Below are 14883 nucleotides of genomic sequence, written 5' to 3' on the forward strand. Positions count from 1 at the left end.
CGCCAGATCTCGCGACATGCGCGGCGACATCGAGCGCGCGAGGCTCGGCCCTGACGTGTTACTGGGCACCTCGATCGCGATCGCAGGCCCATCAGGTCGGCAGTCCCGAGCACCGGAGGTATGTTTCGTGACGAGCCGGTGGTTGCGGCGGTGGAACGGGGTGGCGACGCCCGCGCTCCGGTTGATCTGCTTCCCCTATGCCGGCGGCGGTGCGTCGATGTTCAACCGGTGGCGACTGCCGGACGAACTCGACGCCGAGATCTGGGCCGTACAACCGCCGGGCCGCGAGGCTCGCCGCGGCGAGGAGCCCCTGCGCCGGCTCGAGCCGGCGATCGTCGCGCTGGCGCTGGAGATCCGGCCGCTGCTCGATCGACCGTTCGCGTTCTTCGGCCACAGCATGGGTGCACTGCTGGCGTTCGAGCTGTGCCGTTACCTGCGGCGCTCGGGCGCGCCCGAGCCGGTGCGCCTGCTCGTGTCGGCGCATCGGGCGCCGGATCTGCCGCCGTGGCGTCCGCCGGCGAGCCGGCTTCCCGACCGGGAGTTCCTGGCCCGGCTCACCGAGATGGCCGGGCCGTCGAGAGTCGCCGCCGTCAACGCCGAACTGCTGAGCGCGCTCGCCCCGACGATCCGGGCCGACTTCGAGCTGTGTGAGACCTACGCCCATGTTGCCGAGGAGCCGCTGAGCATCCCATTGACCTGCTTTGCCGCCGTCGACGACCCGGAAGTGCGGGTCGATGAGATGACGGCCTGGCGGCGGCACTCCAGTGCCGGATGCCAGATCTATCCGTTCGTCGGTGGTCACCTGTTCATCCGCGACCAGGCCGAGGACGTGCTCGACCGCATCGCCGCCGATCTGGACCTCGACGACTGCCCGGCGTACGGAGGGGTTCAGCAGTGACGCCGGGCGCCGCATCGCCGGGCCGCGTGCCCGTGCCGTCGTTCGCGCAGGAACGGCGGGTACGTGCCGTGTGTGGCGGGCAGCCGCCGGGGGCGGCCGCCCTGGCGAAGACCATTCCGCTGGTGTGCCGGCTACCCGAGCCGGTCGACGTCGCCGCGATGGACGCAGCCGTACAGGCGTTCATCGAGCGGCACCCCGCGCTCCGATGGCGGTTCCTGTTCCAGGACGGTGTCGTGTCGCTGCGCGGACCCGTCGCGGCGAGCGCCGTCGGCGGCGTGCGGTGCCTGGTGACCGACGCGGCCGACCTGCCGGACGGCCCCGGCGCGGAACTACATTACATCCGCAAACAGGTGGACCGGCCCTTCGACGTGGTCGGCTGGCCGCTGCTGCGGGCGGGCCTCGTGCGGTCCGATCGACCGCTGTTCTACCTGTCGATGGACCATCTGGTCACCGACGCGTGGTCGCTGTCCGTGGCGATGACCCAGATCCGGGCGCTGTACGACGCGGCCCGCGACGGGCGATCGGTGCAGCTGCCGCCCGCGGGGGACTACCTGGACTTCAGCGCCGCCCAGCGACGCGAGTTCGCCGACGGGCCCGCCCTGCACCATCGGCTCGCCGGCTTTCAGCGCACGTTGCGGGGACGCCCGGTCCACCCGCCGCTGCCGGTCCGACCGGGTTCGTGGAACCTCGCCTCCGGTCGCTATGTCACGCTGCACCTGCTGGACCCGTCGCAGGCCGACGCATTCGCCCGGCGTTGCCGCATCGGCCGGGCCACGTATTTCATGGGTGCGCTCGCGGCACTCGGAACGGCACTGCGCGAACTCGGCGGCAACGCCGATGTCGGCGTGCTCATCGCGACGCACAACCGGGGCGCGACCGGCGCCGCCGACGGCGTCGGCTGGTACGCCAACATGTTGCCGGTGTACTTCCGGGCCGCCGACTCCTCGGGGTTCGCCGAGACGCTGTCGGAGGTCCGGCGCGGCCTGATGGCGGTGCTCGATCACCACGACCTGCCGCTGCCGCGGATACTCGAGTCCCTGCCGGCGGACCTCAACGGCGCCGCTGGGGAGCACCCGAGCTGCTTTGTCTCGTTCACCGACGATCGTAGCGACGCGCCGTCGTCGGCCGGTGCGGCCTGGCAACGCGTGTACATGGCCCCTGCGTACCGGGTCGGCTACGGCATCTGGTTCTCGCTGAACGACAACGGGCTGCAGGCCGAGATCGCCTCGCCCGGCGTCACGGGCGCAGAGGCGCCGCTGGCCGATCTGGAGCGTCGGCTGGGCGAGGTGCTTTGCCGAATGGCGGCGCAGGGATGAGCACCGGGATGAGCACCGGGACGGACGAGCGCCGGGTTGCCGTCGTGACCGGCGCGAATCGAGGGCTCGGCCTGGAGATCGTCCGGCAGCTCGCCGGGCGCGGACTGCGTGTGGTGCTCGCCAGCCGGTCGCTCGCGCGCGGCGAGGAGGCGGCCGGGCGGTTGGGCGAAGCCGCCGCCTCCGTGCGGGTGCATCCGTTGGACGTGGCGGACAATGCCAGCGTTGCGGAGTTCGCCGGCTGGTTGCGCGACACCTATCGGCGCTGCGATGTGCTCGTCAACAATGCCGCGGTCGCGTTGGACGCCGAGCACGAGGCGGTGCTGGCCGATCTGGACGTGGTCCGGCGCACGTTGGAGACGAACCTGCTCGGCGCCTGGCGGCTCACCCAGGCGGTGGTGCCGGCGATGCGTGCCCGGCGGTACGGACGCATCGTGAACATTTCGAGCAGCGTCGGCCGGTTGACGACGATGCGGATGGGCGTCCCCGCGTACCGAGTGTCGAAGTCCGCACTCAATGCGTTGACCCGCATCGTTGCCGACGAGGTGTGCGACGACGGCATTCTCGTCAATGCATGCTGCCCCGGCCGGGTGCGCACGGACATGGGCGGGCCGGCCGCCACCGTGCCCGTGGAGGTCGCCGCGGACACGCCGGTCTGGCTGGCGACACTGCCGCCGGGCGGACCGACGGCCGGCTTCTTCCGCGACCGGGCGCCGGCGGACTGGTGAGCGAAGCGCATCGCAGCATGAGGAGGCACCGAGGATGTCCGAACCCCTGGCTTCCGCACCGGGCACCGCCGGCGCGGCCGTCGACCTTGTCGAGCAGGTCCTCACGATCTGGCGGAGCGTGATTGGCGCTGATGTGCCGATCGATGTTGACAGTCACCTGCTCGACGTGGGTGCCACGTCGATCTCGGTTGTGCGAATCCGTTCCCGCGTCCGCTCCGAGCTGGGTAAGGAGCTGGACCTGATCGACCTGCTCGATCATCCCACGCCGCGTGAAATGGCCGTGGCGATCGCCGCCGCGCCCGACTGGGAGGGGCTGCAGCCGTGGCAGAACATCGACTGGTCGGCCGAGGAGGAGCCGGACGGCGCGGCCGGCGCCGAACGGTGAGCGACATGGGCGCAGACGACGCGCTTGAGCCCACGGCGCATCTGATCGTGGCGTTTTCAGCAGCTCGCTCCGGCACGGCGGACCTGACGTGGGCGCAACAGACGATTTGGGACCTGTCGCAGCTGTCGCGGCCCCGTCGCCCCTACTTCAACTTCGGCCGGTTGGTGCGGGTGCCGGCCGGCCGGGCGCCGGCCGACGTGGCCGACGCGCTGCGCGTGCTGTTCGAGGAGTGCGAGGCATTCCGGACCACGGTGCGCCCGGGCGCCGACGGCCGGCCGGGTCAGCACGTCGCTGACCGCGGTGAGGTGCGCCTCGCCGTCCACGAGGTCGGCGACCGTGCCGACGCGGCCGCCGAACGGCTGTCGTACGAGTACAAGGGCCACTGCTTCGCCGACGAAGAACTGCCCGTGCGGGTCGCGATCATCACGGCGGCGGACGTCCCCGTCTACGTGCTGCTCATGATCTCGCACCTGGCGGTGGACCGGTGGGGGGCGGATCTGGCCACCGGCCGGCTGGTGGCGCTGCTGGACGGTCGAGGCCGCGCGGGGCCGGGCGGCGGCGGGCGGCAGCCGCTGGACCAGGCGAGGGCCGAGGCGACTGCGGCCGGGGCTCGGACCGCGGACCGGGCGGTCGCGCACTGGCGCCGTTCGCTCGACGCCGTGCCGCAGAGCATGTTCCCGGACGCCCGCCCGCTGCCCGATGTGCCGTGGTCGCCGGCGGGCGAACTGACGTCGCGGGCGCTCGCGCTCGCCTCGGGCGCGCTCGCCGGCCGCCACGGTGTGTCCCGCTCGGCGACGATCCTGGCGGCGACGGCGGCGCTGCTCGGCACCCGCGCCGGGACGCGCACGGTTGCCCTGCAGGTGGTGGCGGCCAATCGCCCGTCACCGCCGCTGCGCGCGATGGTGGGCACCTGCGCGCAGATGGGCCTCTTCGTCGTCGACCTGCCCGACCATTCGTTCGGCGAGCTGATCGAGCGATCATGGACCGCCTCGCTCGCCGCGTACCGGCACGCGCGGTACCCGCCGGCGCGTGTCCAGCAGGTGCTGGACGAGATCAGTGTGCGGCGGGGGGTTTTCGTCGATCTCAGCTGCCACTTCCAGGACGCCACCGTGGCCACCGGGCAGCCGTCGGGCACGGCCCGTGACATTGCCGCCGATGAGGTTGCGCGTGCCGTGGATCTGAGCCGGTACCGCCGCAACCTCTTGTGGGACCGGCACCAGCGCCTGCGGCTCGACGTGCTCAACGCCCCCGCCGGCGCCCTGACGCTGAGCCTCGGCGCCGATCCGAGCATTTTGGACGCCGGTGGTGTGGAGATGTTCGTCCGAGGCATCGAACGGCTGCTGGTACACGCCGTCGCCGCGGATCCGGACCTGAGCGAGGTTCCCGCCCTGACCGGCATCGAGCCGATCCCGCGAGGCGGACAGGCCGTGCTCATCGACAGCTGCTGGGTCGATCCGGCCGCCGTGGAGCGGCTGCTGTGCGAACTGCCGTTCGTGGTGGCGGCGCGGGTCCAGCTGGACCGGGCCGGCGGCGAGTACCGGGTGACCGGGCATGTGGCGGTCGATCGCGATGACATCGACCCGGAGCGGCTGCACCGCGCCTGTCTGGCCCGGCTGCGGCACACGCCGGACACGCGGGCACCGGATCGCTACGTCGTCCATCGCCTCGACGGTGAGACGGGCGCGAACGATCCCGCCGGGCATGCCTTCTGGCGGGACCCGACAACCATCCGGCGTGCCGGCGACGGCCGGGGCGGGACGGCGGACGATATGTGAGCCGCGACGCGCCCGGAAGGTCAGGCGCGGCCGGCCACCTCGGCGAGCCGGCGCAGTGTCTGAAGCATCCGAGGCGCCGGCAACCCGTAGTCCACCAGGCACGCCACCTCGTCCACGCCGATCTCGACGAAGTAGCGGAGCCGCTCGGCCACCTCGGCCGGGCCGCCGATCAGCCCGCGCTCCCGGGCGTATTTGTGCACGGCGTACCGAGCCAGCTCCTGCTTCTCATCCTCGGTCAGCGGGCCGTCGTCGTCGGCGCTCATCGTCCGGTCGGCGAGGTCGAGAAACTCGTTCTGGTACGCCAGCAGCGGTCGCTCGACCAGCTGCAGAGCCTCCGCGGCGTCGTCGGCGACGCAAGCGTGCACCATCAGGGTCACGTGCGGTGTGCCGCCCGCCGCGGCGCCCTTGAACGCGCGGCGATACTCGCCGATGTTGGCCTCGAGCTGCGCGCGGTCCTGCTGCAGGTACGCGGTGAGGACGTTCCATCCGCGCCGTCCTGCTTCCTGGAAGGTCGCCGGGCCGGACATGGCGGTGAGCCAGAGCGGTATCGCCCGGCGCGACGGGGCCGGATAGGTGCGTACGGGTGCCGCGGTGCCGTGCGCGGCGAACTCGATCTCCTCGCCCCGCCAGAGCGCCTGCAACAGCTCCACCGAGGCGTACAGCCGTTCGCGGCGCTGCTCGTACGGGCCCTGCGCGAGGACGAAGTCGCCCCGGCTCCACCCGCTGGCCAGGGACACTCCGGCCCGGCCGTTGGACAGCGCGTCGACCATCGCCCACTCCTCGGCCACCCGCGCCACGTGATGGAGCGGCAGAACGACGCTGCCGGCCCGCAGGCCGATGCGCCGCGTGCGCACCGCGAGCGCGGCCGCAAGCACGGCGGGGTTGGGAAAGAGCCCCCCGAATGTGTGGAAGTGCCGCTCCGGCACCCATACCGCCTCGTACCCCAGGTCATCGGCCAGCGCCGCGGCGCTCAGGACGAACTCGTACCGGTGGGCGGCGGGTCCCGTGTCGGCGCTGGCGAAGAAGAACACGCTGAGTCTCGGCGCGCGCGGGCCGCCCGCTGCCATGTCGTCTCCTCGGACCCGGTGGATTGGTTCAGCCGGCCGGCTGTTGCTGCGCGCTGCGCTCCCGAAGCACCGAGATGATCGTCCAGAGCGACGCCGGGGTGCGGAACGTGTCGGCGGTGAGCAGGTCGTCGGGAAACTCGAGGTCGTAGGCGTCCTCGACGGCCACCAGAAGTTCGATCAGGGCCAGCGAATCCACGCCGACCTCTCGTAGCTCCAGGTCGGGCACGATCGTGGCCGACTCGTCGAGCAGCACGAGGTGCGGTCGGAGCAGGTCTTCGAAAGCCGGATCCAGGACATCCATCGTGCGCCTCCTCAGTGGCGGTGAACATTCGCGGCGGCGCCGGTCACGACTGTTGCGCCGGGTCCGCGTCCGGCCCGGCCGACGCGGAAAGCTGCCGGTCAATCTCTGCGAGGTCGCTCGCATCAAGGCGGACCTCGGTCGCCCGCACCGCATCCTGGATGTGCTTGGCCTGTCGAGTGCCGACGACCACGGTGTCCACGGCGGTGTTGGCCAGCGCCCAGGCGACCGCGAGCTGCGCCACGGTCACGTCGTACCGGGTCCTGGCGAAGTCGGCGAGCCTGCTCACCAGCCGCAGCGTCTGGCGATACTGCTCGCCCTGGAAGAAGGGGACCCCGCCGCGCCAGTCACCGGCGAAGACGTGGTCCTCCGTGAGGGTGCCGCCGAGAAGGCCGTTGGCCAGCGGCGAGTAACCCATCACACCGATGTCGTGCTCCCGGGCGTACGGCAGCTCGGCCTGGGCGATCTCCCGCCGGAACAGGCTGTACGGCGACTGCAGCACTTCCGCCGGCAGCGCCGCGGCGAACTCGCCGATCTGCTGTGCGCTGAAGTTCGAGACGCCGACATGGCGGATCGTGCCGGCCTCGACGTAGCGTTGCAGAAAGCCGGCGACGTCCGCGATCGGCACGGTGGGGTCCGCGACGTGCACGAGGTACACGTCGATGTGCTCGACGCCGAGCGCGCCGAGGCTGCTTTCGATTCCTTCGCGCAGCCACTGCGGACTCGAGTCGGGCTGCAGCCGGCCGTCGTCGGTGATCCGCAGGCCGCCCTTGGTGACGAGGACGATCTCGTCGCGGCGGTGGGTGAGGTCGTCGCGCAGGGCCCGGCCCAGGATGCGCTCGGCCCGGCCCCAGCCGTAGGCGTGCGCGCTGTCGAAGGTGTTGACGCCGAGTTCGCGGGCGTGGCGGAGCGCGGCGATCGCCTCGTCCTCGTCGAAGGCGCCCCAGTGGCCACTGAGCTCCCACGTGCCGTGAGTGATCCGCGACACCGGCAGGCCGGTCATGCCGAGCGCTCTCGTCATCGCCCGTCGACCTCTTCGGCCACCGCACGGCGGATCGCGCCGGCGATCCCGGCGAGATCGCCGTCGATCAGCCAGTGGTCGCCGGAGACCGAGCAACTCTGGAAGCCGGCGCTCGTGTGCTGGGCCCATCCTTCGATATCGGCCGGTCGTAGCACGGGGTCCTCCTCGCCGTGGATCATGGTGATGGCAACGTCGAGCGGCGGTTCGTCGTCGTACTCGTATCCGGACAGCAGCTCGTAGTCGGCACGCAGCGCGACCTCGAAGATCTCGCGGAAGTCGGGCTGCTCGGCCAACTGCGCGGGCACGCCGCCGTACGAAAGGATCTCCTGCCAGAACTCGGGGCCGTCGAGGTCGTGCAGCGAACGCGGCGGCATGGCGCGATGGGGCGCCGGGTACGACACGGCGATCAGCGCGGCCGGGGCGGTGCCACGGGCGCACAGGCGCCTGGCGAGCATCATCGCGAGCAGAGCGCCGGAGCAGTAGCCGAGCAGGATGGGCCGCTGCTGCCCGGCGAGGCTCGCGGCGAGTTCGTCGAGGAGCGGACCGAGGTCGGTCCGAGGCGGTTCGCCGAATCGAGCCTGCCGTCCGGGCAGGTTCAGCGCCCAGACGGCGATGTCCGGGGCGAGCTCGTCGGCGAGCCGGGCGAACGTCGCGCACCCGCCGCCGGCCTGCGGGATGGCGTACACGTGGGCTGCCGCCGGCGTGGGGTCCGCCAGCGGGACGAACCACGCCGGTTCCATGGCCGCTGCCGGCCGGCCGGCCGGGTCGCCGGCCGCCACACCGCGCGTCGCCGCGAACGTACTCGCCGGTGGCTGTGTCATCGCCTCACCTGCCCGATCGATGGCCCGGTTCGGGTCAGGCCGCACCCGATACGTCCGAGCCATGGTCGGCTTTCGCCCGCTCGGCCGGCATGTCCCCTATTGACGCGACCGGCGCCGCCCGGGTCCGGCTCGTCCCGCCTTTACGGGGCTACATCGGATTGCCGCTCCGTTTGTACGGTGAACGCCGCCCGGGCCTTCGGCAGCGCCGACACGCGGCCCCAGAGTGAACCTCGGAGTTCGACGTGTTCGCATGGTTGATCGGCGGCGTTCGACGGCTGTGGGACTCGGTCGCCTGGCGTTGGCGCCGGCGCCGGCTCACCCGGCGTGATCCGTACCTGTACAAGTAGGCGGCGGGCATGCCGGTCTGGGGTATTTCCGCGCTTTCCCACGACGCGTCGCTCGCGGTACTCGACGGCGGCGAGGTGGTGTTCGCCGCGCACTCCGAGCGTTACTCCCGCGTCAAGAACGACCCCCGCCTGCACCCCGGTCTGCTGGCCGAGGCGCTGACGTACGGTCGACCAGAGGCGATCGCCTGGTACGAGCGTCCGTTCCTGAAGAAGGTACGGCACGCGCGGGCTCGGCAATGGGGCCACGCGGTCGCCCTCGACGACGTGCCGCAGCGCTACCTGCGCACGCTCGGCCTGCCGTTCCCGTTGCCGCCGGTCTCCTTCGTCGGCCACCATGAGTCGCACGCCATGGCCGGCGCGGCAACGAGCGGGTTCAGCGATGCGGCGGTGATCGTCGCGGATGCGATCGGCGAGTTCGACACCTTCACCATCTGGCGATACTGCCGCGAGAGCGGCCTGCGCCGGCTCTATCGCCGCCGCTACCCGGACAGCCTCGGCCTGCTCTACAGCGCCTTCACACGACGATGCGGCTTCCGTCCGAACGAGGACGAATACATCATCATGGGCATGGCGGCCTTCGGCCGGCCGCGATACGTCGAGGAGATCCAGCGCGACTGGATCGCCATCGAGCCGCCCGGGTTCCGGCTGCGCCGCAATGTCCACCGCGGTATCGGCGACTGGCTGCCCAATGCCGACGCCGCCGATCTCGCTGCGAGCATCCAGGCGGTGACGGAGATGGTGCAGCGCAACGCCGCACAATGGGCGCGTCAGGCGTCGGGCAGCCGGAACCTCGTGCTCATGGGGGGCGTCGCGCTCAACTGCGTGGCAAACTCGGCCATCAGCGCGGACGGCGACTTCGCCGACATCTGGATCTTCCCGAATCCGGGCGACGCCGGATCGAGCATGGGCGCCGCCGCTGCGCATGTCGCCGGCCCGGTGCGCTGGCCCGGGCCCTACCTCGGCACCGACATCCAGCGAGCGCTCGACCCGGCGGCGGTGGTGCGGCTGCTGCGCTCGGAAGGCATCGTCGCGGTGGCGAACGGCCGCGCCGAGTTCGGCCCGCGCGCACTCGGCAACCGATCGATTCTGGCCGACCCGCGCCCGCCCGACATGAAGGACCGGGTCAACCGGATCAAGGGCCGGGAACGGTTCCGCCCCTTCGCGCCCGTGATCCCGCTGGAGCTTGCCCACGCGGAGTTCGATCTGCCCGTGCCGGCCTCTCCCTACATGCAGTTCACGGCCAGGTGCCGCGAACCGGAGCGGCACGCGGCCGTCGTGCACGTCGACGGCACCAGCCGGGTCCAGACGGTCACCGCAGAACAGCATCCGGTGCTGTACGAGATCCTCCGGGCCTGGCGGGCGGAGACCGGCTGCCCGATGCTGCTCAACACCAGCCTCAACTCGCGCGGCGAGCCGCTGGTCAACACCTGGGACGATGCCCTGACGTTCGGCCGCCGCGAAGCCGTCACGGTGCTGTGACCGGCGTGTTCAGTCTGCTGATTGCCAACGGCTGCGGTCTCACCCGCGGTGCCGAGCTCGCCGACCCGCAGCGCGAGGCGTGGCCGGCCGTCCTGGGGCGGATGCTGGCCGCCCCGGTGGTGAACCTCGCCGCCGACGGCGGTTCGAATCGGCGCATCGTGCGCACCACCGTGGCCAACCTCGATCGGATCTGCCACGACGCCGGCGCCACGCCGGAGGAGACGCTCGTGGTGTGCATGTGGACGCGGGTGGACCGCTCCGAACGCTACCGGCGAAGGACGGCCCGGCACGCCGGGCCATCGGCCTCGGAGTCTCCGGATGAGGAGACCTGGCTCCAGATGGACCCGCGCCACGCCGGGGCGGAGCCCGCGGCCGGCGCCTTCTACCGGCACCTGTTCAGCGAGGCGGGCGCCGTGACGAACTGGCTGCTCGACTGGATGGGGCTGGATGGCTTCCTGGCCACCCGCGGCGTGACCGCTCGGTATGTGTGCGGCCACGAGCCGCCCGTCGTGCCGGCGCAGGCCGGACCGGCGGCCGAACTGGCGAGCCTCCTGCACTCGCACGGGTTGGCCGGCGTCGTCGGCGATTCCTTCGTCGGGATCAGCCGGGCGAACGGGTGGGCGGTCGGACCGGGCGGCCATCCGCTGCGCCAGGCGCACCGGCATCTGGCGGAAATGCTGGCCGGCCCGCTCCGTGCGGGCCCGGCCGGGACGGTGGCCTAGGGTGGCGCGGCTGCTGGTCGCCAACGGCTGCAGCCTGACCCGCGGGGCCGAGCTCGCGCATCCCGAGCGGGAGGCGTGGCCCGCCGTCCTCGGCGATCGCCTCGGCATCACGGTCGTGAACCTGGGTTGCGACGGCGGGTCGAACCGACGGGTGGTGCGCACCAGCGTGGCCACCTTCGAGCGGGCCTGCCGCGACGCCGGGGTCGCGACCGAAGACGCCCTGTTCGTCGGCATGTGGACGGGGCTGGACAGGTCGGAATATCTCAGGACGTCGCCCGCCGACTCAGATCCCGGCAATCGCCGCGACGTCCGACCCCGGCTGCCGTACGAGGCATCGTGGTTCCGCACCGCCACCTGGCGGCTGGCGACCGACGCCGGTAGCGAGGCGTACTACCGGCACCTGTGGTCGGAGGAGGGCGGCACCATGAATTTCGTTCTCGACTGGCTCCTGCTCGACGGATACCTTCGCGCGCGTGGTGCGACGGCCCGGTACGTCTACGGCTGGGACGTGCTCGACAGCCTCCCGCGGCCGGTCGCGCCGCCGCTGCGGGAGCTGGCCGATCTCGTCGACCGATCCGCGGTGTACGGCCGGGAGGTCCTCAGCTCCGACACGTCGTTCTATTCGATCAGCCGCGCCGGCGAATTCTCGTTCGGGCCCGGACGGCACCCCTTGGCCCCCGCGCACGCCCACTTCGCGGGTCTCTTGGCGGACTGGTGCGCCGACACATGAACGAGCCGCTGCCCGGCGACTTCGTTCTGGGTGTCGCCTCGTCCGCCGCCCAGACCGAGGGCGCGTTGTACCGTGGCGGACGCACCGCCTCGATCTGGGACACGTTCAGCCGTCGGCCGGGCCACATCCTGGGCGCGGACACGACCGAGATCGCCTGCGAGCACTATGAGCTGTACCGGCAGGACGCGACCCTGATGGCCGAACTGGGCATCGGGGCGTTCCGGACATCGGTCAGCTGGTCCCGGGTCCAGCCGGGCGGCCGCGGGCCGGTCAGCCCGGAAGGCGTCGGCTTCTATCACCGGCTGGTCGACGCACTGCTCGAACGAGGCATCGAGCCCTGGCTGACGCTGTATCACTGGGACCTGCCCCAGGAGCTGGAGGACCACGGAGGCTGGCCGGTCCGCGACACGGCTGCTCGATTTGCCGACTATGCACTGATGGTCCACGATGCGCTCGGGGACCGGGTCCGCTCGTGGATCACGGTCAACGAGCCCTGGTGCGCCGCCATGCTCGGCTACGCGGCCGGCGAGCACGCGCCCGGCCGGCTCGAACCGGCCTCGGCGCTGGCCGCCGCCCACCATCTGCTGCTCGGGCACGGGCTCGCGGCGGGGGCACTGCGCGCGCGTGGTGCCCGGGTGGGCCTGGCTCTCGATCTGCATCCCGTGCACGCGCTGTCCGCATCGGCGGCCGACGCCGATGCGGCCCGGCGGATCGACGGCCTCGCCAACCGTCTCTTCCTCGACCCCGTGCTGCTGGGCCGGTACCCCGGCGACGTGATCGAAGACCTGCGGGCCACGACAGACTTCGGATTCGTCCGCGCGAGTGACCTGTCCCGCATCGCCGGCCCGGTCGACTTCCTCGGCGTCAACTACTACACCGGTCACGTCGTGCACGCGGGACCGCGCCGGCCCGTGACCCGGCCCGGTAGCCCGTGGCCGGGAAGTGAGCACGTGCGCTTCGCCGATCGTGGACTTCCGCGCACGGCGATGGGCTGGGAGATCGACCCGTCCGGCCTGCTGACGGTGTTGCGCCGGCTCGTCGGGCAGTACGGGCACGTTCCGTTGTACATCACGGAGAACGGCGCCGCCTTCAACGACGAGCCGGGGCCGGACGGGTCCGTGCAGGACCGGGACCGCATCGCCTACCTCCGGGCGCACCTGCGAGCGTGCTCAGCGGCGGTCCGGGAACAGATTCCGCTGCGGGGATACTTCGCCTGGTCGTTTCTTGACAACTTCGAGTGGGCGTGGGGATACCGGCGCCGCTTCGGGCTCGTCTACGTCGACCATGCCGATGGGCGTCGCCGCGTGCCGAAGGCGAGCGCGGCGTGGTACGCGGCCGTGATCCGGAGCCGGACCGTCTAGCCGCGGCGGCCGAACCATCGATCGGGGACACCATGGACATTGCGCTGGCGTTCGACGACGGTTACGCCGCCCACGCGCGGGTAGTCGTGGAGTCCGTTCTACGATGCCACTCCGGCCGCGACGACCTGACCTTCTGGATCTTGACAACGGCAACGGTGGCGCAGCGACGCGCCGAGCCGCTGCGGCGGCAGGTCGCCGACCGAGCCGGGCTGCGACTGCTCACGTGCGGCGACGACTTCCGCTCCCTGCCGCTGGCCGAGCGGGACGGCGGCCGGCTGAGCGCAGGCATGTACCTGCGACTGTATCTGCCGCACCTGTTGCCGGACGCGCTTGAGCGGGTGCTCTATCTCGACTGCGATGTCCTGGTCGACGGCGACCTCACCCCACTGTGGTCCGTCCCCCTCGGGCCGGCCCCCGTGGCGGCCGTGCGCGACGGGTTCACCCGTTCGATCGGTGACCGGGGCGGCGTCCCCGGCCTGACGCCCGCGATGGACGCGAGGGCGCCGTACTTCAACAGCGGTGTCCTGCTTATGCAGCCGGCCGTCTGGCGCGGCATGGACGTCACCGGGCAGGTCCTCGGGCACGTGCACGAACATCGCGAGCACCTGCGCCATCCCGACCAGGATGCGCTCAACTTCGTCCTGTACGGCCGCTGGCGACCGTTGCCCTCGATCTGGAACGACACCTTCATCTGGTGGCAAGACCCGGCCCTGCAGCGGCTGCTGGAACCGGAGCGCGTCCGGATCACCCACTTCATCGGCCCTCGTAAGCCGTGGCACGACGACTTCCCGTACGAACCGTACCGGAGCCGCTATCGACGGCTCGCCGCTCGCATCCCGGATTGAACTCGGTTCAGCGCGCCGGGACCGGGCCGGTCGAGCCGCGGACGGTGAGGTGGACCGGGAGCATCACCTGTTCGCGGGTGGTGGGGGCGGGCGCGGCGGTGCGGTCGAGGCGGGACAGCAGCATGGACACGGCGACCCGCCCGGCCTGCTCGATCGGCGCGGTGAGCGTGGTCAGCGGCGGGTGGCAGAAGTCGGCGCCGAAGATGTCGTCGCAGCCGACGACGCTGATGTCCTCGGGGACGCGGATGTGGCGTTCGCGCAGCCGTTGCAGGATGCCGATGGCGAGCAGGTCGTTGAAGACGATGCAGGCGGTGGCGCCGGTGTTGAGCACGGCGTCGGCGGCGGCGGGGCCGGAGCCGCGGCCGGACGGGAACGGGCCGACGCGGGTGAACGTGAGGCGGTGGCGGGCGGCGACGGCGCGCATGGCGTGCCAGCGGGCCTCGTTGGGCCAGGAGCGCTGGGGGCCGGAGACGTAGGCGATGTTGCGGTGGCCGAGTGAGAGCAGGTGCTCGGCGGCCTGGCCGATGCCGGCGGGGGTGTCGATGATGGCGCTGGGGACGCCGCGGACGTTGCGGTTGATGGTGACGAGCGGGATGTCGCCGGCGAGGGCGGCGAGGTCGCGGTCGGGCAGGCGGGAGGCGGCGAGGATGGCGCCGTCGAGGGAGCGGCGCATCTTGTGCAGCATCTCGATCTCGAGCTCGCCGGTGTCTTCGGTGTCGATGAGCAGCTGGGCGTAGCCGGCCGCCTTGAGCTGCATCTGGGTGCCGCGGATGACGCCGAAGTAGAACGGGTTGGTGACGTCGGAGACGAGCACGGCGATGGCGCGGGTGCGGCCGGAGGACAGGGCGCGGGCGGGGCTGCTGGGGACGTAGCGCAGCTCGCGAGCGGCGGCCTCGATGCGTTCGCGGGTGGCGGCGTTGACGCGCCCGGGGTTGTTGAGGGCGCGCGAGACGGTGGAGGCGGCGACGCCGGTGGCCGCGGCGATGTCGTTGATCGTGACCGGGCGTTTTCCGGCGGTACCGCGGGGCATGGTCGACAGCCAAGCAGATTTGGCAAAAGATGGCAAACGGTTGCCACGGCTTTTGCCGCGCTG

15 protein-coding genes are annotated in these 14883 nt (G+C 71.7%); 10 read left to right on the forward strand and 5 right to left on the reverse strand.

Annotated elements, in window-relative coordinates:
* Positions 1 to 16: 16 nt before the first annotated feature.
* The 5 genes from ACQEVU_RS13630 to ACQEVU_RS13650 are packed head-to-tail and all read left to right on the forward strand — an operon-like array spanning position 17 to position 5099.
* On the forward strand, positions 17 to 898 hold the full coding sequence (locus ACQEVU_RS13630) for a thioesterase II family protein (RefSeq protein WP_433323268.1): 882 nt from the start codon (positions 17 to 19) through the stop codon (positions 896 to 898).
* Entirely contained in the window at positions 895 to 2214 is a 1320-nt protein-coding gene (locus ACQEVU_RS13635) for a condensation domain-containing protein (RefSeq protein ID WP_433323270.1), read from the forward strand. Before ACQEVU_RS13630 ends, ACQEVU_RS13635 begins: the two co-directional genes overlap by 4 nt.
* A gap of 8 nt (positions 2215 to 2222) precedes the next feature.
* Positions 2223 to 2939, forward strand: coding sequence for an SDR family oxidoreductase (locus tag ACQEVU_RS13640; RefSeq protein ID WP_433323272.1), 717 nt, complete (start codon positions 2223 to 2225; stop codon positions 2937 to 2939).
* A 34-nt stretch (positions 2940 to 2973) separates the two neighbouring features.
* Positions 2974 to 3324, forward strand: coding sequence for an acyl carrier protein (locus ACQEVU_RS13645; protein ID WP_433323274.1), 351 nt, complete (start codon positions 2974 to 2976; stop codon positions 3322 to 3324).
* 5 nt (positions 3325 to 3329) lie between these two features.
* Entirely contained in the window at positions 3330 to 5099 is a 1770-nt protein-coding gene (locus tag ACQEVU_RS13650) for a condensation domain-containing protein (RefSeq protein WP_433323276.1), read from the forward strand.
* 20 nt (positions 5100 to 5119) lie between these two features.
* Here ACQEVU_RS13650 and ACQEVU_RS13655 read toward each other — a convergent pair whose 3' ends face one another.
* The 4 genes from ACQEVU_RS13655 to ACQEVU_RS13670 are packed head-to-tail and all read right to left on the reverse strand — an operon-like array spanning position 5120 to position 8306.
* The gene (locus ACQEVU_RS13655) at positions 5120 to 6166 is read right to left on the reverse strand and encodes a MupA/Atu3671 family FMN-dependent luciferase-like monooxygenase (protein WP_433323278.1); all 1047 of its coding nucleotides are present in this window, start codon (positions 6164 to 6166) and stop codon (positions 5120 to 5122) included.
* 28 nt (positions 6167 to 6194) lie between these two features.
* The gene (locus tag ACQEVU_RS13660; RefSeq protein ID WP_433323280.1) at positions 6195 to 6467 is read right to left on the reverse strand and encodes a phosphopantetheine-binding protein; all 273 of its coding nucleotides are present in this window, start codon (positions 6465 to 6467) and stop codon (positions 6195 to 6197) included.
* A gap of 43 nt (positions 6468 to 6510) precedes the next feature.
* Positions 6511 to 7485, reverse strand: a complete 975-nt coding sequence (locus ACQEVU_RS13665) for an aldo/keto reductase (RefSeq protein ID WP_433323282.1) — start codon at positions 7483 to 7485, stop codon at positions 6511 to 6513.
* The gene (locus ACQEVU_RS13670) at positions 7482 to 8306 is read right to left on the reverse strand and encodes a thioesterase II family protein (protein ID WP_433323284.1); all 825 of its coding nucleotides are present in this window, start codon (positions 8304 to 8306) and stop codon (positions 7482 to 7484) included. Before ACQEVU_RS13670 ends, ACQEVU_RS13665 begins: the two co-directional genes overlap by 4 nt.
* Before the next feature lie 422 nt (positions 8307 to 8728).
* Between ACQEVU_RS13670 and ACQEVU_RS13675 the strand changes: the two genes are divergently transcribed.
* From ACQEVU_RS13675 to ACQEVU_RS13695, 5 genes are read left to right on the forward strand one after another with little or no spacing between them, the layout of a single operon-like run.
* On the forward strand, positions 8729 to 10132 hold the full coding sequence (locus tag ACQEVU_RS13675; RefSeq protein WP_433323286.1) for a carbamoyltransferase C-terminal domain-containing protein: 1404 nt from the start codon (positions 8729 to 8731) through the stop codon (positions 10130 to 10132).
* A 5-nt stretch (positions 10133 to 10137) separates the two neighbouring features.
* Entirely contained in the window at positions 10138 to 10854 is a 717-nt protein-coding gene (locus ACQEVU_RS13680) for a DUF6071 family protein (RefSeq protein ID WP_433323288.1), read from the forward strand.
* A 1-nt stretch (position 10855) separates the two neighbouring features.
* The gene (locus ACQEVU_RS13685) at positions 10856 to 11584 is read left to right on the forward strand and encodes a DUF6071 family protein (protein WP_433323290.1); all 729 of its coding nucleotides are present in this window, start codon (positions 10856 to 10858) and stop codon (positions 11582 to 11584) included.
* Positions 11581 to 12945, forward strand: a complete 1365-nt coding sequence (locus ACQEVU_RS13690) for a GH1 family beta-glucosidase (protein ID WP_433323292.1) — start codon at positions 11581 to 11583, stop codon at positions 12943 to 12945. The genes ACQEVU_RS13685 and ACQEVU_RS13690 overlap by 4 nt, the downstream gene beginning before the upstream one ends.
* A gap of 32 nt (positions 12946 to 12977) precedes the next feature.
* Entirely contained in the window at positions 12978 to 13790 is an 813-nt protein-coding gene (locus ACQEVU_RS13695; protein ID WP_433323294.1) for a glycosyltransferase family 8 protein, read from the forward strand.
* A gap of 7 nt (positions 13791 to 13797) precedes the next feature.
* Here ACQEVU_RS13695 and ACQEVU_RS13700 read toward each other — a convergent pair whose 3' ends face one another.
* Complete coding sequence (locus tag ACQEVU_RS13700) at positions 13798 to 14820, reverse strand: LacI family DNA-binding transcriptional regulator (RefSeq protein ID WP_433323296.1); 1023 nt, start codon at positions 14818 to 14820, stop codon at positions 13798 to 13800.
* Positions 14821 to 14883: the final 63 nt, after the last annotated feature.

The sequence above is a fragment of the Dactylosporangium sp. CA-139066 genome, from assembly GCF_050936175.1.
In the GTDB taxonomy this organism is placed as follows: Bacteria; Actinomycetota; Actinomycetes; order Mycobacteriales; family Micromonosporaceae; genus Dactylosporangium.

Bases quoted from the DNA above. Each gene is read 5' to 3' on its own strand.
- ACQEVU_RS13630 (WP_433323268.1), top strand. From the start codon at position 17: ATGCGCGGCGACATCGAGCGCGCGAGGCTCGGCCCTGACGTGTTACTG.
- ACQEVU_RS13640 (WP_433323272.1), top strand. From the start codon at position 2,223: ATGAGCACCGGGACGGACGAGCGCCGGGTTGCCGTCGTGACCGGCGCG.
- ACQEVU_RS13645 (WP_433323274.1), top strand. From the start codon at position 2,974: ATGTCCGAACCCCTGGCTTCCGCACCGGGCACCGCCGGCGCGGCCGTC.
- ACQEVU_RS13650 (WP_433323276.1), top strand. From the start codon at position 3,330: ATGGGCGCAGACGACGCGCTTGAGCCCACGGCGCATCTGATCGTGGCG.
- ACQEVU_RS13655 (WP_433323278.1), bottom strand. From the start codon at position 6,166: ATGGCAGCGGGCGGCCCGCGCGCGCCGAGACTCAGCGTGTTCTTCTTC.
- ACQEVU_RS13660 (WP_433323280.1), bottom strand. From the start codon at position 6,467: ATGGATGTCCTGGATCCGGCTTTCGAAGACCTGCTCCGACCGCACCTC.
- ACQEVU_RS13665 (WP_433323282.1), bottom strand. From the start codon at position 7,485: ATGACGAGAGCGCTCGGCATGACCGGCCTGCCGGTGTCGCGGATCACT.
- ACQEVU_RS13670 (WP_433323284.1), bottom strand. From the start codon at position 8,306: ATGACACAGCCACCGGCGAGTACGTTCGCGGCGACGCGCGGTGTGGCG.
- ACQEVU_RS13690 (WP_433323292.1), top strand. From the start codon at position 11,581: ATGAACGAGCCGCTGCCCGGCGACTTCGTTCTGGGTGTCGCCTCGTCC.
- ACQEVU_RS13695 (WP_433323294.1), top strand. From the start codon at position 12,978: ATGGACATTGCGCTGGCGTTCGACGACGGTTACGCCGCCCACGCGCGG.
- ACQEVU_RS13700 (WP_433323296.1), bottom strand. From the start codon at position 14,820: ATGCCCCGCGGTACCGCCGGAAAACGCCCGGTCACGATCAACGACATC.